This window comes from Serratia sp. C2(1) (assembly GCF_036352655.1).
Taxonomy (GTDB): Bacteria; Pseudomonadota; Gammaproteobacteria; order Enterobacterales; family Enterobacteriaceae; genus Serratia; species Serratia inhibens.
In genome coordinates this window covers 2,927,994-2,943,248 of the sequence record NZ_JAZFBA010000001.1, presented here as the reverse complement: position 1 = coordinate 2,943,248, position 15,255 = coordinate 2,927,994, and the positions used below count along the sequence as shown (strand labels likewise).

Annotated in this window: 16 protein-coding genes; 8 read left to right on the top strand and 8 right to left on the bottom strand. The window is 57.8% G+C overall.

Features of this window, described 5'->3' with window-relative positions; translation table 11 throughout:
• Genes V2S86_RS13875 through V2S86_RS13865 form a run of 3 tightly spaced genes read left to right on the top strand, consistent with a single transcriptional unit; the run spans nt 1 to nt 3,163 of the window.
• Nucleotides 1-1,062 carry a 2Fe-2S iron-sulfur cluster binding domain-containing protein gene (locus V2S86_RS13875; RefSeq protein WP_330762878.1) on the top strand — a complete coding sequence of 354 codons (1,062 nt, stop codon included), beginning with the start codon at nt 1-3 and terminating at the stop codon, nt 1,060-1,062.
• Between the two features lie 2 nt (nt 1,063-1,064).
• On the top strand, nt 1,065-2,219 hold the full coding sequence (locus V2S86_RS13870; RefSeq protein ID WP_330762877.1) for a fatty acid desaturase: 1,155 nt from the start codon (nt 1,065-1,067) through the stop codon (nt 2,217-2,219).
• A 26-nt stretch (nt 2,220-2,245) separates the two neighbouring features.
• The gene (locus V2S86_RS13865) at nt 2,246-3,163 is read left to right on the top strand and encodes an alpha/beta fold hydrolase (RefSeq protein WP_330762876.1); all 918 of its coding nucleotides are present in this window, start codon (nt 2,246-2,248) and stop codon (nt 3,161-3,163) included.
• Between the two features lie 80 nt (nt 3,164-3,243).
• Here the strand turns inward: V2S86_RS13865 and V2S86_RS13860 are convergent, their stop codons facing one another.
• Complete coding sequence (locus V2S86_RS13860; RefSeq protein ID WP_442996140.1) at nt 3,244-4,176, bottom strand: LysR family transcriptional regulator; 933 nt, start codon at nt 4,174-4,176, stop codon at nt 3,244-3,246.
• 93 nt (nt 4,177-4,269) lie between these two features.
• Between V2S86_RS13860 and V2S86_RS13855 the strand changes: the two genes are divergently transcribed.
• Nucleotides 4,270-5,211 (top strand): MBL fold metallo-hydrolase, encoded by a 942-nt coding sequence (locus V2S86_RS13855; RefSeq protein WP_330762874.1) that lies wholly within the window; start codon nt 4,270-4,272, stop codon nt 5,209-5,211.
• Nucleotides 5,212-5,220: 9 nt separating this feature from the next.
• On the opposite strand, the gene V2S86_RS13850 is transcribed toward V2S86_RS13855, so the two are convergent.
• Together V2S86_RS13850 and V2S86_RS13845 are read right to left on the bottom strand one after the other, a co-directional pair.
• Nucleotides 5,221-5,385 carry a YnfU family zinc-binding protein gene (locus tag V2S86_RS13850; RefSeq protein ID WP_164713296.1) on the bottom strand — a complete coding sequence of 55 codons (165 nt, stop codon included), beginning with the start codon at nt 5,383-5,385 and terminating at the stop codon, nt 5,221-5,223.
• A gap of 306 nt (nt 5,386-5,691) precedes the next feature.
• Entirely contained in the window at nt 5,692-6,756 is a 1,065-nt protein-coding gene (locus V2S86_RS13845; RefSeq protein ID WP_330762873.1) for an aldo/keto reductase, read from the bottom strand.
• A gap of 97 nt (nt 6,757-6,853) precedes the next feature.
• On the opposite strand from V2S86_RS13845, the gene V2S86_RS13840 reads away from it, so the two are divergent.
• The 3 genes from V2S86_RS13840 to V2S86_RS13830 all read left to right on the top strand — a co-directional run bounded on the left by V2S86_RS13840 (nt 6,854) and on the right by V2S86_RS13830 (nt 11,265).
• Nucleotides 6,854-7,765, top strand: coding sequence for a LysR family transcriptional regulator (locus V2S86_RS13840; RefSeq protein ID WP_330762872.1), 912 nt, complete (start codon nt 6,854-6,856; stop codon nt 7,763-7,765).
• A 130-nt stretch (nt 7,766-7,895) separates the two neighbouring features.
• Complete coding sequence (locus V2S86_RS13835) at nt 7,896-8,447, top strand: flavodoxin family protein (RefSeq protein ID WP_330762871.1); 552 nt, start codon at nt 7,896-7,898, stop codon at nt 8,445-8,447.
• 1,369 nt (nt 8,448-9,816) lie between these two features.
• Nucleotides 9,817-11,265: a GGDEF domain-containing protein gene (locus V2S86_RS13830; RefSeq protein WP_330762870.1), complete on the top strand. Its 1,449-nt coding sequence runs from the start codon at nt 9,817-9,819 to the stop codon at nt 11,263-11,265.
• 5 nt (nt 11,266-11,270) lie between these two features.
• Here the strand turns inward: V2S86_RS13830 and V2S86_RS13825 are convergent, their stop codons facing one another.
• The gene (locus V2S86_RS13825) at nt 11,271-11,432 is read right to left on the bottom strand and encodes a YnfU family zinc-binding protein (protein WP_330762869.1); all 162 of its coding nucleotides are present in this window, start codon (nt 11,430-11,432) and stop codon (nt 11,271-11,273) included.
• Nucleotides 11,433-11,599: 167 nt separating this feature from the next.
• Nucleotides 11,600-12,079 carry a cold-shock protein gene (locus V2S86_RS13820; protein WP_330762868.1) on the bottom strand — a complete coding sequence of 160 codons (480 nt, stop codon included), beginning with the start codon at nt 12,077-12,079 and terminating at the stop codon, nt 11,600-11,602.
• Nucleotides 12,080-12,304: 225 nt separating this feature from the next.
• Between V2S86_RS13820 and V2S86_RS13815 the strand changes: the two genes are divergently transcribed.
• Nucleotides 12,305-12,814 carry a VOC family protein gene (locus V2S86_RS13815; protein ID WP_330762867.1) on the top strand — a complete coding sequence of 170 codons (510 nt, stop codon included), beginning with the start codon at nt 12,305-12,307 and terminating at the stop codon, nt 12,812-12,814.
• Nucleotides 12,815-12,850: 36 nt separating this feature from the next.
• On the opposite strand, the gene V2S86_RS13810 is transcribed toward V2S86_RS13815, so the two are convergent.
• The 3 genes from V2S86_RS13810 to V2S86_RS13800 are packed head-to-tail and all read right to left on the bottom strand — an operon-like array spanning nt 12,851 to nt 15,148.
• Nucleotides 12,851-13,681, bottom strand: a complete 831-nt coding sequence (locus tag V2S86_RS13810) for an amino acid ABC transporter ATP-binding protein (RefSeq protein WP_330762866.1) — start codon at nt 13,679-13,681, stop codon at nt 12,851-12,853.
• Nucleotides 13,682-13,690: 9 nt separating this feature from the next.
• Nucleotides 13,691-14,578: an amino acid ABC transporter permease gene (locus tag V2S86_RS13805; protein WP_126527619.1), complete on the bottom strand. Its 888-nt coding sequence runs from the start codon at nt 14,576-14,578 to the stop codon at nt 13,691-13,693.
• A gap of 42 nt (nt 14,579-14,620) precedes the next feature.
• Nucleotides 14,621-15,148 carry a GNAT family N-acetyltransferase gene (locus V2S86_RS13800; protein ID WP_330762865.1) on the bottom strand — a complete coding sequence of 176 codons (528 nt, stop codon included), beginning with the start codon at nt 15,146-15,148 and terminating at the stop codon, nt 14,621-14,623.
• Between the last annotated feature and the right edge of the window lie 107 nt (nt 15,149-15,255).

The following is a 15,255-nucleotide window of genomic DNA, read 5'->3' as shown; positions in this document are numbered from 1 at the left end:
ATGCTGAAGAAATGGTTCTCACGCCGCAGCACCTTCCAGGGGATGCTGGAGGGCCAAGCGTTCACCTTGGCTGCGGGGGAAACGGTGCTGGAAAGCGCCCTGAAAGCCGGCGTGGCGTTGCCTTACAACTGCCAGGTGGGGTCTTGCAAATCCTGTCTGTGTCGGGTGGTCAGCGGTGAAGTGCGTTCGCTGGTGGATCTCGGCTACTTGCTCAGTGCCGAAGACATTGCGGCCGGCCATGTGTTGGCTTGCCAGTGCCTGCCCCAATCGGATTTAACCCTGATGCCGGCTGCGGTAGCGACGCATTGGGTGCCTGCTCAGATGATGCGGGCTACCCCTCTGTCAGCCTCGGTATGGCGGATCACTTTGTCGCCCGAGCAGGCTATGCCCTTCCTGCCCGGGCAATTTTTCCAGCTTTGCCACCAGCCGGACACGGATGTCCGCAGTTATTCGGTGAGCTGGTCCAGTAGCGCGCGGGAGATTGTCGTGGATGTCACGCTGAGAGAGCAAGGACGCCTCTCTCCCTTTTTATGCGATCAGGACAACGTCGGGCGCACCCTGTGGCTTTCTGTCGGCAGCGGGCAGTTTGGGCAAGCGGATGACGGGAAAGGGCCCTTGCTGGCGATCGCCAGCGGTTCAGGTTTAGGGACCACGCTGGGGCTGGTTCGAGCGGCCCTGGCGCGTAATCCCTACCGGGCGGTGATGCTGGTGCATGCCATTCGCAAGCGGCAGGACAAGTTCGACGTTGCCGAACTGCAGCGGTTGCAGCAACAACATCAGGGCTTCCATTACCTGCATGCGCTATCGCAAGAAAGCGAAGGGCATGCGCACGAGCTTGCCGGGCGCTTTACCTCCTGGCTGGAGGAATGGCGCAGTCTCTATCCGCACCAAAAGTACGGGCTGGAGGCTCACGGCTGGCGGGTGTTGATCTGCGGCAATCCGGGATTGGCGCAGGCGTGCCAACGGGGGCTGCTGGCATCCGGTGTGATGGCGCAACATATCCAAACAGACTGTTTTTCTCCCGCCCGTACTGAGCAAAAAATCTCGAATAATAAGGAGTGAGTATGTTGAGTTACCTAAGGTTTGCCTTGGTGCCACTGGTGTTTTTGCCCATGACAGCGGCGGCCAATGTGCTCGGCGGCGGGTGGATACTGGCCGCCATGCTGTGCGTATCCTTGAGTTATTTGATCTTCGATAACCTGACCAAAGTCGATACTGCCGATCACCACTATCGGCTAACCGCCTTTCTGGCGCTGATCCCCTATCTGCAATTGCCTGCTGCCTTGCTGGCGTTGTTTACGTTGATCTGGCAGGCGGCGCCGGGCGATTTGTTGGGGGCTGGGGCCTGGGTCGCGGCGGCGACGGGGTGGGATGTGCCGGCCTTGCACGGTATGCGGACGCCAGAATTGCTGCTGGCCGCCGTATCCACCGGTTATACGCTGAGCACCAACACGGTGGTGGCTCATGAGCTTATCCACAAAACCCATAGCCTGCTGGCGATGACCGTTGGGCGCTGGTTACTGGCATTGGTTGCGGACGCGCAGTTTTCCATCTCCCACGTGTACTCACATCACCCCAATGTGGCGACCTATGCCGATGGGGCTACGGCACGCCGCGGCGAGCATGTTTACCGTTTCTTTATCCGCTCGTCGCTGTCGCAGTACCGCGAGTCGTGGCAGGTGGAACAGCAACGGCTAAAAGGCCAGGGCAAGCGGAGTATTACGTTGGGCAACCGGGTGATTCGCGGCGTCATCATGAGCTTGATGATCCTGGCCGCCTGTTATGCGGCGGCAGGAGCGCGCGGGGTACTCGCCTGCCTGGTGGCCATGCTGGTCTCCAAGTTCTTGTTTGAAACCGTCAACTATATCCAGCATTACGGTTTAATCCGGGTTCCCAACACCCGCGTTGAGCCAAGACACAGCTGGGATTGCAACAATCAGGCCTCTTCTGCCGGCCTGTTGAATCTGACGCGCCACTCGGATCACCACACGAACCCACGTCGGGAATTCTGGAAGCTGCAAGCGCACAGCTATGCGGTGGGGATCGATCATGGATATGTGGCGCATATCCTGTATGCGTTGGTACCGCCACTGTGGTTTAAACGCATGGAAGCAAAACTGGCGTATTGGGATCGGCATGTCGCCACGGATGCGGAAAGGGCCCTTATTCGGCAGCTCGATAAACGCCAAGCGGCGCAAGATGCGCCCGCGCAAATCTAACGTTACCCGCCATTTTGGAGAGTACAATGAGTGAACACTTTGACCAACTTATCGAACAAGCCTATCGGCAGTATCCTGGGCCGGCTTATATGCGTTCACCGGCCGTATCCTGCATTAAAATGGGTATCCGGTTGATGGATTTTGTGGTGCCTGGCCCAACGGCCGCTTACCTTGGCAAACGTTTTTTCACCCCACGCCGCGTCCCAACGCGTGAAAGCGATAAACAGACGATGGGGATGGCGAGCAGCATCACGTACATTACCCTGAGCAACGATAAGCAAGCGGTGGTCTATCACTGGGGGCAACAGGGGCCGAAGGTGCTGTTGGCGCACGGTTGGGAGTCGCGGGCATCGCATTTCGCGCGTTTGATCCAGGTGCTGGTGGAACGGGGTTTCCAGGTTATCGGCTTTGACGCGCCTGCACACGGGGATGCGGAAGGTGACCAGAGCAGCATCGTCGAATTTATTGAAATCATTCAGCAACTGGAGCGGCAAGAAGGCGGGTTTGACGCGATCGTGGCCCACTCCTTCGGCGGCCTGTCGGCGATCAACGCGGTGAAAGCGGGGTTGCGTACCAAAGCCTTGGTGATTGTCGGCGCGCCCACGCATTTTAGCGGCCTGGTGACCAAGTATGCTTCTATCCTCAATTTACCGGCGCGCCAGCAGCAACGTTTACGGGGCTACATTGAGCGTTACTTCGGTATCGGGGAGGCCGTTTGGCAGCGCTTTAACGCCTATGAAGGGTTGCGGCAGATTGAGCAACCGGCGTTAATCATCCACGACAGCGCCGACGATATCGTCCTGGAGGTTGAAGCCGAATGCCTGGCCCAAGCCTGGCCTGCCGCCTGCCTGGTGAAAACCCAGGGGCTGGGGCATAACCCGTTGCGCCGCCCGGGGGAGGGCATAGATCTGGTGTTGGCGCATCTGGCTCCGCTTCAACCTTAATCGGCGTTATTCCCTGCCCGATAACCTGGAATAATGGCTGTCGGGCAGCACGGCTCTTCTTTCTCCCTCACCTGCGTTAACTACTCCGTTGCATCGGCGTGGCGGGTAATCTCCCGCACCATTTCCAATAGCCACAATAAGGCCGGATCCTGATTGCGTTTGTGGTGCCACAACATTGCTACTTCGAAAGGCGGGATCTCGAGCGGGAGTTCACTGCGTTTCAGGCCGTAATTCTTGCTCCAGCTTTTGCCAAGCCCGGCCGGCACGGTGGCGAACACCGGGGTGTTTTGCAGTATGGGCGGCAGCGCGGCAAAGTGCGGGGTGGTGTAACGAACCTTGCGTTGCACCCCCGCAGCGGCAAGCTGTTGGTCAATCACGCTGGCGTTCGCGCCACGGTAAGAAACCAGCAAATGGTCGTTGGCAGTGTAGTCCGCCAGCGACAGCGGTGCGGGGAGGGCCAACTGCGCCGGGTGCCACAGGGTGCAAAAGCGCATGCGGGTCAGCACCTCACGCCTTAGCCAATGCGGGCCGCCGGGCGCAACGGAAAGCGCCAGATCTATATGGTCTTTCTCCAGCGCATCACTGTCCCGGAACGGATCGGTAGCGATAACATTCAGGGTGATGCCGGGTGCCTGTTGTTTCAGCGCCACCATCAGTGACGGCATCAGCCACATTTCGACCCAATCGGTCATGCCCAGCCGAAAACTGTGTTGTGCAGTGGTGGGGGCAAAAACGGGGAGCTGGAACAGCACCTGCTGCATGTTTTCCATCAGCGGCGTCAGAGCCAGTACCAGTGCTTGCGCCCTTGGGGTCGGCTCCATGCCCTGTGAACTGCGGACAAACAGCGGGTCATTGAACATATCGCGCAGGCGCGCCAGCGCTCCGCTCACCGCCGGTTGCCCCAGATACAACTTTTGCGCCGCGCGCGAGACGCTGCGTTCGCGAAACAGCACCATCAATACCGTCAGCAGATTCAGGTCGATACGGCTAAAATCATTTTCTCTGATATTCATCATGCTTCCAATCTATTTGAATGATGTTACCTGGCACTACCATAATCCCCGTCAGCGTTAAAGGCGACGCAATTTCTTATTGAAGGGGATGTTATGAAGCGATTTCCTGCGCTGGCACTCGTCGGCTTACTGTTCACCACCGCCGCTGCGGCGGATACTCGGCTCCAGGCACCTGGCTATTACCGCATGCCGCTGGGCAAGTTTACCGTTACTGCGGTGTCCGACGGCACCGTGACCATCCCGCTCGATACGCTGCTTACCCACGTCTCGTCGCAAGTGCTGAAGCAGCGTATGGCGGAAGAGGCGATGACGCCGCAGGCGGAAACCTCTATCAACACCTTCGTGATCGATACCGGTAAACAGCGGGTGCTGGTGGATACCGGCGCCGGGCCACTGTTCGGTAAGGCGGGCGGGCATCTGTTGGCAAACCTGCGTGCGGCAGGCTACCCGGCGGAAACGATAGACGCGGTGCTGCTGACGCACGTGCATGGCGATCACTCCGGCGGGGTATCGCTGAACGGTAAACCGGCGTTCCCGAATGCGCAGGTGTATGTCGATAAAAAAGATGTGGATTTTTGGCTGAACCCCGCCAATATCGGCCGGGTTGAAGACAGCCAAAAGCACACCTTTAAGGAGTCGGCAGAGGCACTGAACCCGGTTATCGCCGCCGGCAAACTGAAAACCTTCACGGCGCCGCTAACGGTGGTAGCGGGTATCCGTGCGCTCCCGGCACCGGGCCATACGCCGGGTAGCGTGGTCTACCGGGTAGAAAGCGAAGGGCAAACGCTGGTGCTGTGGGGGGATATTATCCACGCCAAGGCGGTGCAGATGCCGGACCCTGAGGTGGCGATTCATTTCGACGTCAACCAGCAACAGGCGGTACAAACGCGCGAGCGCATTCTGGCGCAGGTTGCGCGTGATGGGGACTGGGTGGCCGCGGCCCATATTTCATTCCCCGGGTTGGGGCATGTGAAGGCCGAAGGCAAAGGCTACCGTTGGATAACCGCCAACTACACCACAGAGTTGGCGCATTGACGGAAGGCGTTACTTTTCTTCTCCAGGGCGAAAATAATGTCCGCATTTAGGGCAGATCATGGTGATATTTTTGCGCACCTTGCTGCTGCTTTGTTCGGAGGCGTAAGCGCATTTTGGGCAAGTCACTTTTACGGATGTGGCGCTGAACATCTTAAGGGCATCAAAGATAGACATATCTTTCACCGGGTAGATGTAGGGGGTATCAGTATACCACCCGGCGCTTTCAATAGCCCTGAATCGATTATTTATTAGTCGGTTGTGTGTGGTGGACAAAGCACGCCCGTCCCTGCGCGCCGGCGCCACGGTCAAGATGTCACATTTCCATCCGGCGTTACATCTGCCGGAGCAACCTTACGCAGGAATGACAGTTCTATACATAGGGATTGGTAAGGTAGTCCTACCCGATGATGTTGTGTGTTAGTCCCTGTAGTGTATTACCCCATCCCTGTTAAGTTTATCCCGCCTCGTGCGGGATTTTTTTTATCTGCGCCCGGCGATATTCAGGCCGCCGAACATGATGTCGCGGGTGGTGGACAGCGTCAGAAAATCATGCGGGAAGCCCAATTCAATCGCGCTAAGCGCATCCAGCCGTTGCCACTGATCTTCCGCCAGTCTGACCGCCAGCGCGCCGAGATTATCATCCAGTTGCGTCAGCGTGCGTGCGCCGATAATCGGCGCGGTCACCGCCGGATTGCGCAGCGTCCAGGCCAGCGCCACCTGGGCGTGCGTGTAACCGGCTTCGCGGGCGATATCGCCCACGGCATCGGCAATGTCGAGGTTGCGGGCGGTCAGCGTTCCTTTGGTGCGCACGACCTCGCGGCGGGTTCCCGTTTCATTCCCCCCGGGGTGCAGATCCTGCCGCCGGTATTTACCGCTCAACACACCCCCCGCGAGTGGTGACCAGGGGATTACGCCCAGTCCCAACTCTTGCGCCATCGGGATCAATTCGCGCTCCACCGTGCGCTCCAGCAGGCTGTATTCGATTTGCAGGCCGATCACTGGCGACCAGCCGCGCAAATCCGCCAGCATCTGCATTCTGGCGGCCTGCCAGGCCGGGAGATCCGATACCGCCAGGTACAGCACCTTGCCGGCGTGCACCAGATCGTCCATTGCGCGCATGATTTCTTCCACCGGCGTGGTGTAGTCCCAGGCGTGCAAATAGAGCAGGTCGATATAGTCGGTGTTCAGACGCCGCAGGCTATCCTCCACCGATCGCACCATGCTTTTGCGGTGATTGCCGCCGGAGTTCGGGTTATCGGGCTGCATCGGCAAAGTGTATTTGGTGGCGATCACCAGACGATCGCGGCGCCCGGTGGCGAATTCGCCGACAAAGCGTTCGGCGCTGCCTTCGGTATAGCGGTTGGCGGTATCGATAAAGTTGCCGCCGCGATCGACATAGGTGTCGAACAGGCGGCGGGCCTCGGCCTGTTCCGCTCCCCAGCCCCAGTCGGCACCGAAGGTCATGGTGCCGAGCGCCAGCGGCGAGACGCGCAGGCCAGAGCGACCCAGCAGGCGGTAACTGTTCAGCGATAAGGATGTGTTCATGGGCGTTCTCCTGTTGATGTGGATTTCAAGATAGACCCGGTGGGCTGTTCACGGAATACGCTATAATATTCATGAATTATTAAGCGATGGAGGCATAATGAGAGGAAGTGAATTTGCAGAGCTGCGCGCTTTTGCCGCCATTGTCGAACACGGCAGCTTTGCCCGTGCCGCCGTGCACCTGGGCATGAGCGCTTCTGCGCTGAGCCAGACGCTGCGCAATCTGGAAAGCCGTTTGGGGCTGCGGCTGCTGAATCGCACTACCCGCAGCGTGGCACCCACCGACGCCGGGGCGCAGATGTTGGCGCGCCTGTTGCCGGCTATCGCCGAAATCGATGCGGCGGTAGCGCTGGCGGTCAACCAACGCCAGCAGCCCACCGGGCGTTTGCGGCTTAACGTCACGCGGATCGCCGCCATGCATTATCTGGCGCCGTTGATCGCGCCGTTTCATCGGCAGTACCCGGATATCCTTCTCGATCTCAACGTGGAAGACCGGCTGGTGGACATTGTCGCCGGCGGTTTCGATGCCGGCGTGCGCCTGCACGAGAAACTGGAAAAGGATATGGTGGCGATCAAGCTCGGCGGAGACCTTCGGATGCGAGTAGTCGCCTCGCCGGCGTATCTGGCTCGTCATGGCCAACCGCAGGCGCCGCGCGAGCTGCGCCAACACCTTTGCCTGAATTTTCGCTGGCCAACCAATGGCAATCTTTACCGTTGGGAGTTTGAACGCGACGGTGAAGCGCTGGATATCGCGGTGGAAGGGCCGGTGATCGTCGACGAACCGGAGATCCTGGTGCGGGCCGCGCTGGACGGCGTGGGCATCGCTTACCTGTTTGAGCATCAGGTGGCTGCCGCGCTGACCGATGGCCGGCTGGTGCCGCTGTTGGATGCCTGGACACCGCCTTTTCCCGGTTTTTATCTTTACTACCCCGCCAACCGACAAATGCCGCGCCCGCTGCGCGCGTTTATTGATTTCGCCCGGCAACAGGGTGCGCAAGGGAGCGGTGGGTAAATACCACCCGGTTTTTTTGAATAACTCCGTCAGATAAATTGGGTATTCACCCTGCGGCCGCTTGAGTAGATTGGATCAGAGTATTTATGGGTGCCGCCGGCACCCCGATGCAACTACCTGGGAGTTCCTTATGGCGAAGACAGTGGTGATTTTTCATTCCGGCTACGGCCACACCGAGCGTTTGGCTAACATTGTTGCCGAAGGCGCAGAAGCCGAGCTGATCGCTATCGATCAAGACGGCAACATCGGCGAAGAAGCCTGGCAGAAACTGGATGAGGCCGACGCCATCATCTTTGGTTCGCCGACCTACATGGGCGGTCCGTCATGGCAGTTCAAGAAATTTGCCGACGCCAGCTCAAAAGCCTGGTTCACGCGCAAATGGCAGGACAAGGTGTTCGGCGGTTTCACCAACAGCGCCAGTCTGAACGGCGACAAGCAGGTTACGCTGATCGCCCTGCAAACGCTGGCTTCACAACACGGTGGCCTGTGGGTCAGCCTGGGGTTGCCACCGGCCAACAGCAAAGCGGCGCAGCGTACCGATGTGAACAATCTGGGCGGCTCTGTCGGCCTGCTGGTACAGACGCCTGCCGATGCCGGCGTCGATGAAATGCTGTCGGGGGATTTGGAAACCGCCAAATTGTATGGTCAGCGCGTCGCGAGCATTGCCGCCAAACTGGCGTGATCCTGCTCCTCACCACGCCGACGGAAGGAATGCGTCGTTCATTTTTTCTGCACATTTGGCGTGTAAACTGCGAAGTGTTATTAGCCTGCTTGGGCTAACACTGCATTTCGTACAAATATTCCCGGTTCCTAGACCGGGTTTTTTGTTGCTAAGGTCCGTTTAAGCTTCCGTCGATATCATGAACAGCAGCACAGACATGCAATGGCTGTGTCGTAACTGTCAATTTGCTGCTCTTCAAGCGAGCCCGCTCTGCGTAATGCTTGTCAGTTAAGTCTGACAGGCATTTCTTTATCCAATCCCTGTGCGCTCCGTGCAGGAGGAATTGCCGTAACTATCCCGTATTTCCCTGCTACCGCCATTGCCCTCGCTTAACACCGTCTGTCCGCTGCGCGGATACCCTCGCTGCACCTGCGTTGTCGGGCGGGTCGGCTACGACAAACCTCCCTGTTAGTCTCGCCTCAACCGGCCTTCCCTGGCCGGTTGCCCCTGACAACGCCGTCTTGCTCGGCAGCCGGTGATGCGCGCCAGGGTCAACACCCGAATCGGCTGCCACCGGGCAACGTTGGATATTGCGTTATGAAAGACAGTGACAATGATGAGATGAGCAGGGTGTTGGGCGCCCTTGAAGACGCCGAACGCAGGAGCGGCGCATAGGCGAAACCGCCACGGACGGCGGTTTCAGGCGAGACAGGCAGGGACGCCTGTCGTAGCCGGCCGTGATGCGCGGTGACGGAGGGAGGACAAATCTGTCAGGAACAGATTTGAACACTGCTTGCAGCGGCCCCGAAGGGGCGAGGCCCAAGGATGGGCCGAGTAATGTTGGCCTAGCCAACCGTCTGACAGGGCAAGGCGCGGGTTGCAAGGGGCCGCGCCTGGGGCCCCTTGCTCGGTCGAGACGAGTGTGTTTCATGGCGCATTTCACCTTTATCGACCGAAAACTTCACCACACCTTCAGAAAAACGCTAACTGACAAGCATTAAGCCCGTTCTGCGGGCTTTTTTTATGTTTCCGGTTCTAATTGCGCTTCCGGGTGACTTGCTGGAAAATAATCGGCGGTACAATAGGGTAAATGAATGATACCCATTTTATTTATATGGTTTTTATGTTTGTGCGGATCTGCGGTGGCTTAGGCTATGCTGTTAGATATCGTTGAACATTATTCTGCGGATCGGTGCGAAGGCGTTTCACACGGAGTTGTGCCGGTGGGCCATGGTGTTAAGAACATTCTATTAAATAAAAATGAATGTCTCTTTGTTTTTGATACATCTGTATTTACTGGTTGAGAACGGGTTTTTTGTCCTCCTTATCATGCCGGGCGAGGGAATATGCAGACAATTGCTCTGGTTATTATGAATGTATGGGTAAGGTGATGAACGCCAGAATAAATGCCAAACATGGCCTGCCTGTTACCCTCCAGCTGATCACTCTTTTTCTGCTGGCGTTTTTGCTTTCCTTGCTGGGTATATTTACTCGTCCGATTGGATCCCTTTCCTTGTTTTGGCCGGTGAATGCGATTTTACTCGGCCTGCTGTTGCGCAAACCCGCCTATGCCACGCCGCTGGGCTGGTTAACCACCTACCTTGGCATGATTGCCGCCGATTTGACGACCGGCGAAGCGCTGCCTTTGGCGATGTGGTTGAATGCCTGCAATATGTCGCTGATCGCCACCGGTTACGGCGTGATGCTGCTGTTACCGCAGTCGCAGCGCAGAATGGGCAAGCCGCAGGCGATACTCTATATGTTTACCGCCAGCCTGAGTGGCGCGGCGGTGGCATCGACCCTGTCGATACTGCGCAGCGACAGCCTGTACAATAATACGGTGATCACCGCCTGGCTGGCGTGGTTCAGTGAACAGTTCTCCACTAACCTGCTGCTGTTGCCGGTGTTCCTGGCGGCACCGCGGCTGAAGCAACTGCTGCGCATGCCGATCAACTGGCCGCTGCGGGCCGGCATGCCGCTGCTGGCGCTGTTGTTTTCCCTGATTTTCAGCGTGTACATCGGCGGCCCGGGGGCGATTGCCTTCCCGATCCCGGCATTGCTGTGGTGTGCGGTCCGCTACCAGTTGTTCACCGTGACCTTGCTGACGCTATTGACCGGCATGACCGAAATCAGCAGCATCTCCGCCAACCTGATGCTGTATGAAACGCCGAACAACCACAACGCATTCCTCGATACCCTGATGTCCGCCCGGTTAGGGATCGCCATGCTGGTCATGGGGCCGCTGATCCTCGCCAGTTCGATAGCCGTTAACCGTAAGCTGATGCGCCGGTTGGAGCACAGCGCCAATCACGATTTCCTGACCGGGGTACTGGCGCGCAGCGCGCTGACGCGAAAGGCCGGCGAATTGCTGGAGCACAAATATAAATCGAAAGAGGCGGTGTCGCTGCTGTTGATTGACATCGACCATTTCAAGCTGATTAACGACACTCACGGCCACGATGTGGGCGATCAGGTATTGGCTACTTTCGCCCATATCGTCCGGCGTGAACTGCGCCACGATCAGCTGTTTGGTCGCCTCGGCGGGGAAGAGTTCGCGATTATGCTGCCGCGTGCGCTGGCCGCGCAGGGGGTAGCTTTGGCGGAGCATTTGCGGCAGTTGGTGCAAAAAACCGATCTGTATCCCGGCGGCAAAACGCCGCTGAAAATCACCATCAGCGTAGGCGTCGCCAGCCTGGCAATGAATGAAGTGAAGTCGCTGGAACAACTGATGAATATGGCGGACATTGCGCTTTATCGCGCCAAATCGCAGGGGCGCAATCGCGTAGAGTCGTTTAACGTGGTGAGTGGCAACAGCGTTGAGCACATCATGTTCAGATAAAGGTTTCAGTTCTGCCTGGGTTCAAATCGGGTACCGCAGTTTGGGCAGATAAGCAGAACGTTTTGCTGTAGCGCCGCGCATTTTTGGCTGGTGACGTAGGCGCATTTGGGGCAGGCGATGTCGGTGGAGCGGTTGATAAAGCCTTTGACGCTGCTGGAATCAGTCATATAGCACGGCCTGTGTCAGGTGAAAACCCACGCTAACATAGGTGATATCAAATTGCTTCGATTGTTTTCCATACGCGCGCCCATTAGTAGGGCGCGAATATATTCGTCCCGACGAAGACGAGCGCAGCAGGCAGCGGCCTTGCAAGCGGGATAGGCGTTGGTGGCGATTAGAGGCTTTTCAGCACTTTCAGCGTTTCATCCATGTCGATCTCCTGTTCGGAGAAGGTATGGGTCGCGTTCTGGAAAGTGGTGATGGTCAGCATGCGCAGCGTCTGCATGGTTTGCGGCGCTTCTTCGGACTGCGGACGGATGCGGTTCATCAGCAGGCCTACCGAGAGCACGGTGTTTTCTTTGTCGACGTCCGCTTTCACCGGCACTTCTTTGGTGAAGGTATTGAAGGACTTGATGCTGGCGATCTTGATTCTTTCGTTGGCGATGATGATGTATTTGCTTGCCGCCTGTACCTTGACCGCATACGCCGAAGGGCCTTTGGTGTTGTTGGTCGGCTCGAAGGTCACCGCCGCGTTTTTCTTAATCAGCTCCGGGTTTTGCACTTTAATCACGTGAAAATAACGATTTTCCCCGTTCTCATCGGTAATAAAGCCGAAGCCTTTGTCTTCAAAAAAAGTCGTTATCTTGCCGTTCATCGTCATTCTCATTAATTCGTTCAATACAATATTTATCCCCTATGAATTTCAAGTTGCAGCCAACAACGCTGCGGCTCGAAAGGCGACGAGGATATGATAGCGCGGAATGCCTTGCAGTGACAGGTCACGCTCTCCGGTTTTGATAATGCGATAACGGCATTTAGCGGGTTTCCGACCACATGCTATTTTCAAGCTGACTGTATTCAATGCGGAAAGGGACAATCGATGGGAATTAAACGGCTTAACCACGCGGTGTTGTATGTCAGCGATGTGCAGCAAAGCGCGAATTTTTATCATCAGGTGCTGGGGTTTACGCTAAAACCTTCGGGCAGCCCCGATAAAGCGGTGTTTACCCAGGCGGCCGATTCGGATAACGATCACGATCTGGCGCTGTTCAGCAAAAATCTCGGGCAGCAGCGGGCCGGGGTGTTTCGTGCCAACGGCGAACCGCCGGCGGAAAACGAGCCACCGGCCGGGCTGTACCATCTGGCGTGGGAAGTCGATAGCCTGGATGAACTCGAACGCATTCGCGATCAGCTGGCGCAGCGCGGCATTCTCGGGCTGGAGGAGGATCACGGCGTGCACAAGAGCATCTATGGTCACGATCCTGACGGGTTGTTGTTTGAAGTGACCTGGTTTATTCCGCCGGCGCTGCTGACCGAGCAGGATCGCAATCAGCGCGGCATCAAGCCGCTGGATTTTGCCGCAGAGAAACGCCGCTTCGCGGAGGGATGAGCTTATCGGGCGGGGCGCGGTTGTGCGCCCCGAGAGTCACAGTACTTTGTTGAGGAAGTTAATGGTGCGCTGGTGCTGCGGATGGTTCAGCACCTGCCGGGCGTTACCCTGCTCGACGATCTGCCCGTCGACCATAAACACGATCTGATCCGCCGCTTCACGCGCAAAACCAATCTCATGGGTGACCACCACCAGCGTTACGCCCAGATCCGCCAGCCCCTTGATCACGTCCAGCACTTCGCCGACCAGCTCCGGATCGAGCGCCGAAGTGGGTTCATCGAACAAAATGACCTTCGGATTCAACGCCAACGCACGTGCAATGGCGATGCGCTGCTGCTGGCCGCCGGACAGGTGGCGCGGATAGGCGTCGGCCTTGTGGCGCAGGCCGACGGTATCCAGCAACCGATAAGCCACCTCTTTAGCCTGAGCCCGTGAGTAGATCCCGTGTACCACCGGCGCTTCAACGATATTCTCCAGCACGGTCAGATGCGGGAACAGATTGAAATTCTGAAACACGTAGCCGACGTTGATGCGCTGCTTGAGAATGGCGTTCTCTTTCAATTCATACAGTTTGTCGCCTTTGCGCCGGTAGCCGACGTAGTCGCCGTCGATGCGGATAAAGCCTTCATCGACGCGCTCCAGGTGGTTGATGGCGCGCAGCAGGGTGGATTTGCCCGAGCCGGACGGCCCGAGGATCACCGTGACCGTGCCCGGCTGGAGCGTCAGGCTGACGTCGTCCAGCGCTTTGTGCTTGCCGAAATACTTGCTCACGTTGCTGATTTCAATCAGGCCGCGCGCCGGCACCGGAGCGATGTTGCGTACCGGCGCTTCGCGCAGGGCAGCATAGTAATCAATAGCTTCGGACATAAAATTCTCCTAACGTTTTATCCAGCCGGCCAGTTTCTGCCAGGGTGTCGGCGGCAGCTCGCGCACGGCGCCCCGGGCGAAATAGCGCTCAATGTAGTATTGGATCACCGACAGCGCGGTGGTGATAAACAGGTACCAGACGGTCGCGACCATCAGCAGCGGTATCACCTGTTGCGTGCGGTTATAGATGACCTGAATGGTGTAGAACAGCTCCGGCAGCGCCAGCACGTAAACGATCGAGGTGCCCTTGGCCAGGCTGATGATTTCGTTGAAGCCGGTGGGAACGATTGAGCGCAGCGCCTGCGGCAGAATGATGCGGAAAGTTCGGCGATAGCCCGGCAGACCGAGCGCCGCTGCGGCCTCATGCTGGCCGTATTCCACCCCGAGGATGCCGCCGCGGATGATTTCTGCGGTATAGGCCGATTGCACCAGAGTCAGCCCCAGCACCGCGACGGAAAACTGGCCGAGGATATCGATGGTCGGATAGCTGGCGAACACCAGCGAGGTAAAGGGAATGCCCAGCGAGATGGAATCATACAGGTAAGAAAAATTATACAAGATGATCAGCACCAGAATCAGCGGCAGCGAACGGAACAGCCAGATGTAGCCCCAGGCCAGCGACGCCAGCAGATAAGAGCGCGACAGCCGCGCCAGCGCCAGCAAGGTGCCGAAAATAATGCTGAACAGCGTGCCGAGCAGCGTCAGCAGCAGGGTTTGCCCCAGGCCGGAAAGCACCGCCGGCGCGAAGAACCATTCGGCAAATACGCCCCATTCCCAGCGCTCGTTGGCCGCCACCGACTGGACGATCGCCGCCAGAATAAACACCGAAAACAACGCGCCCACCAGCCGCAGCGGGTAGCGCGCGGGAACCACTTTCAACACTTCTTGTTTGGACATCGTATTGCTCCTGAAACAGATAAAAGGGGAGGGGGCAGGCCCCTAGGCAATCTTCCTTTCCGGCGCGCAACAGAGCGCGCCTGCTGTTATCAGGCTCTTGCGAAACGGCAACCGGCCGTCGTAGGGCGGGCGGCTGTAAACTTCACTGTCGATGGTGGGATCGAACTGCGGCTGATAGCCGTTGCTCAGATACAGGCCCACCGCCTCCGGCTGGCGAAAACCGGTAGTCAGGTAGAGCTGGCGGTAACCCTGCTCCAGTGCCAGCGTCTCCAGTTGCTGCAAGACCTTTTGCGCCAGCCCCTGGCGACGCAGGTCGGTTCGCGTCCAGATGCGCTTCAGCTCGGCAGTGTGCGGATCGTAGCGTTTGAACGCCCCCATGGCGATCGGCTCTCCGGCGCGCAACAGCACGATAAACGCGCCCTGTGGCGGGGCGTACAGATCCAGCGTTTCTTGTTCCTGGTCACCAAAATAATCGCCGTAGCGCTGGCGGTACTCGCCGAACAGCCCTTGAATCACCGGTTCGACCAGCGGGTCGTCCGGCAGCGTTTGAATGAAGACGTCGTTTGCCATAGATATGCTCCTAGTCGCCCAGAATTTGCTGGTTTTTCGCCACGTGGAGACGGGGTCTGATGGCTTTTACATTGATGCCGGGGCCGGTAACGGTTTTTCGCATAGCG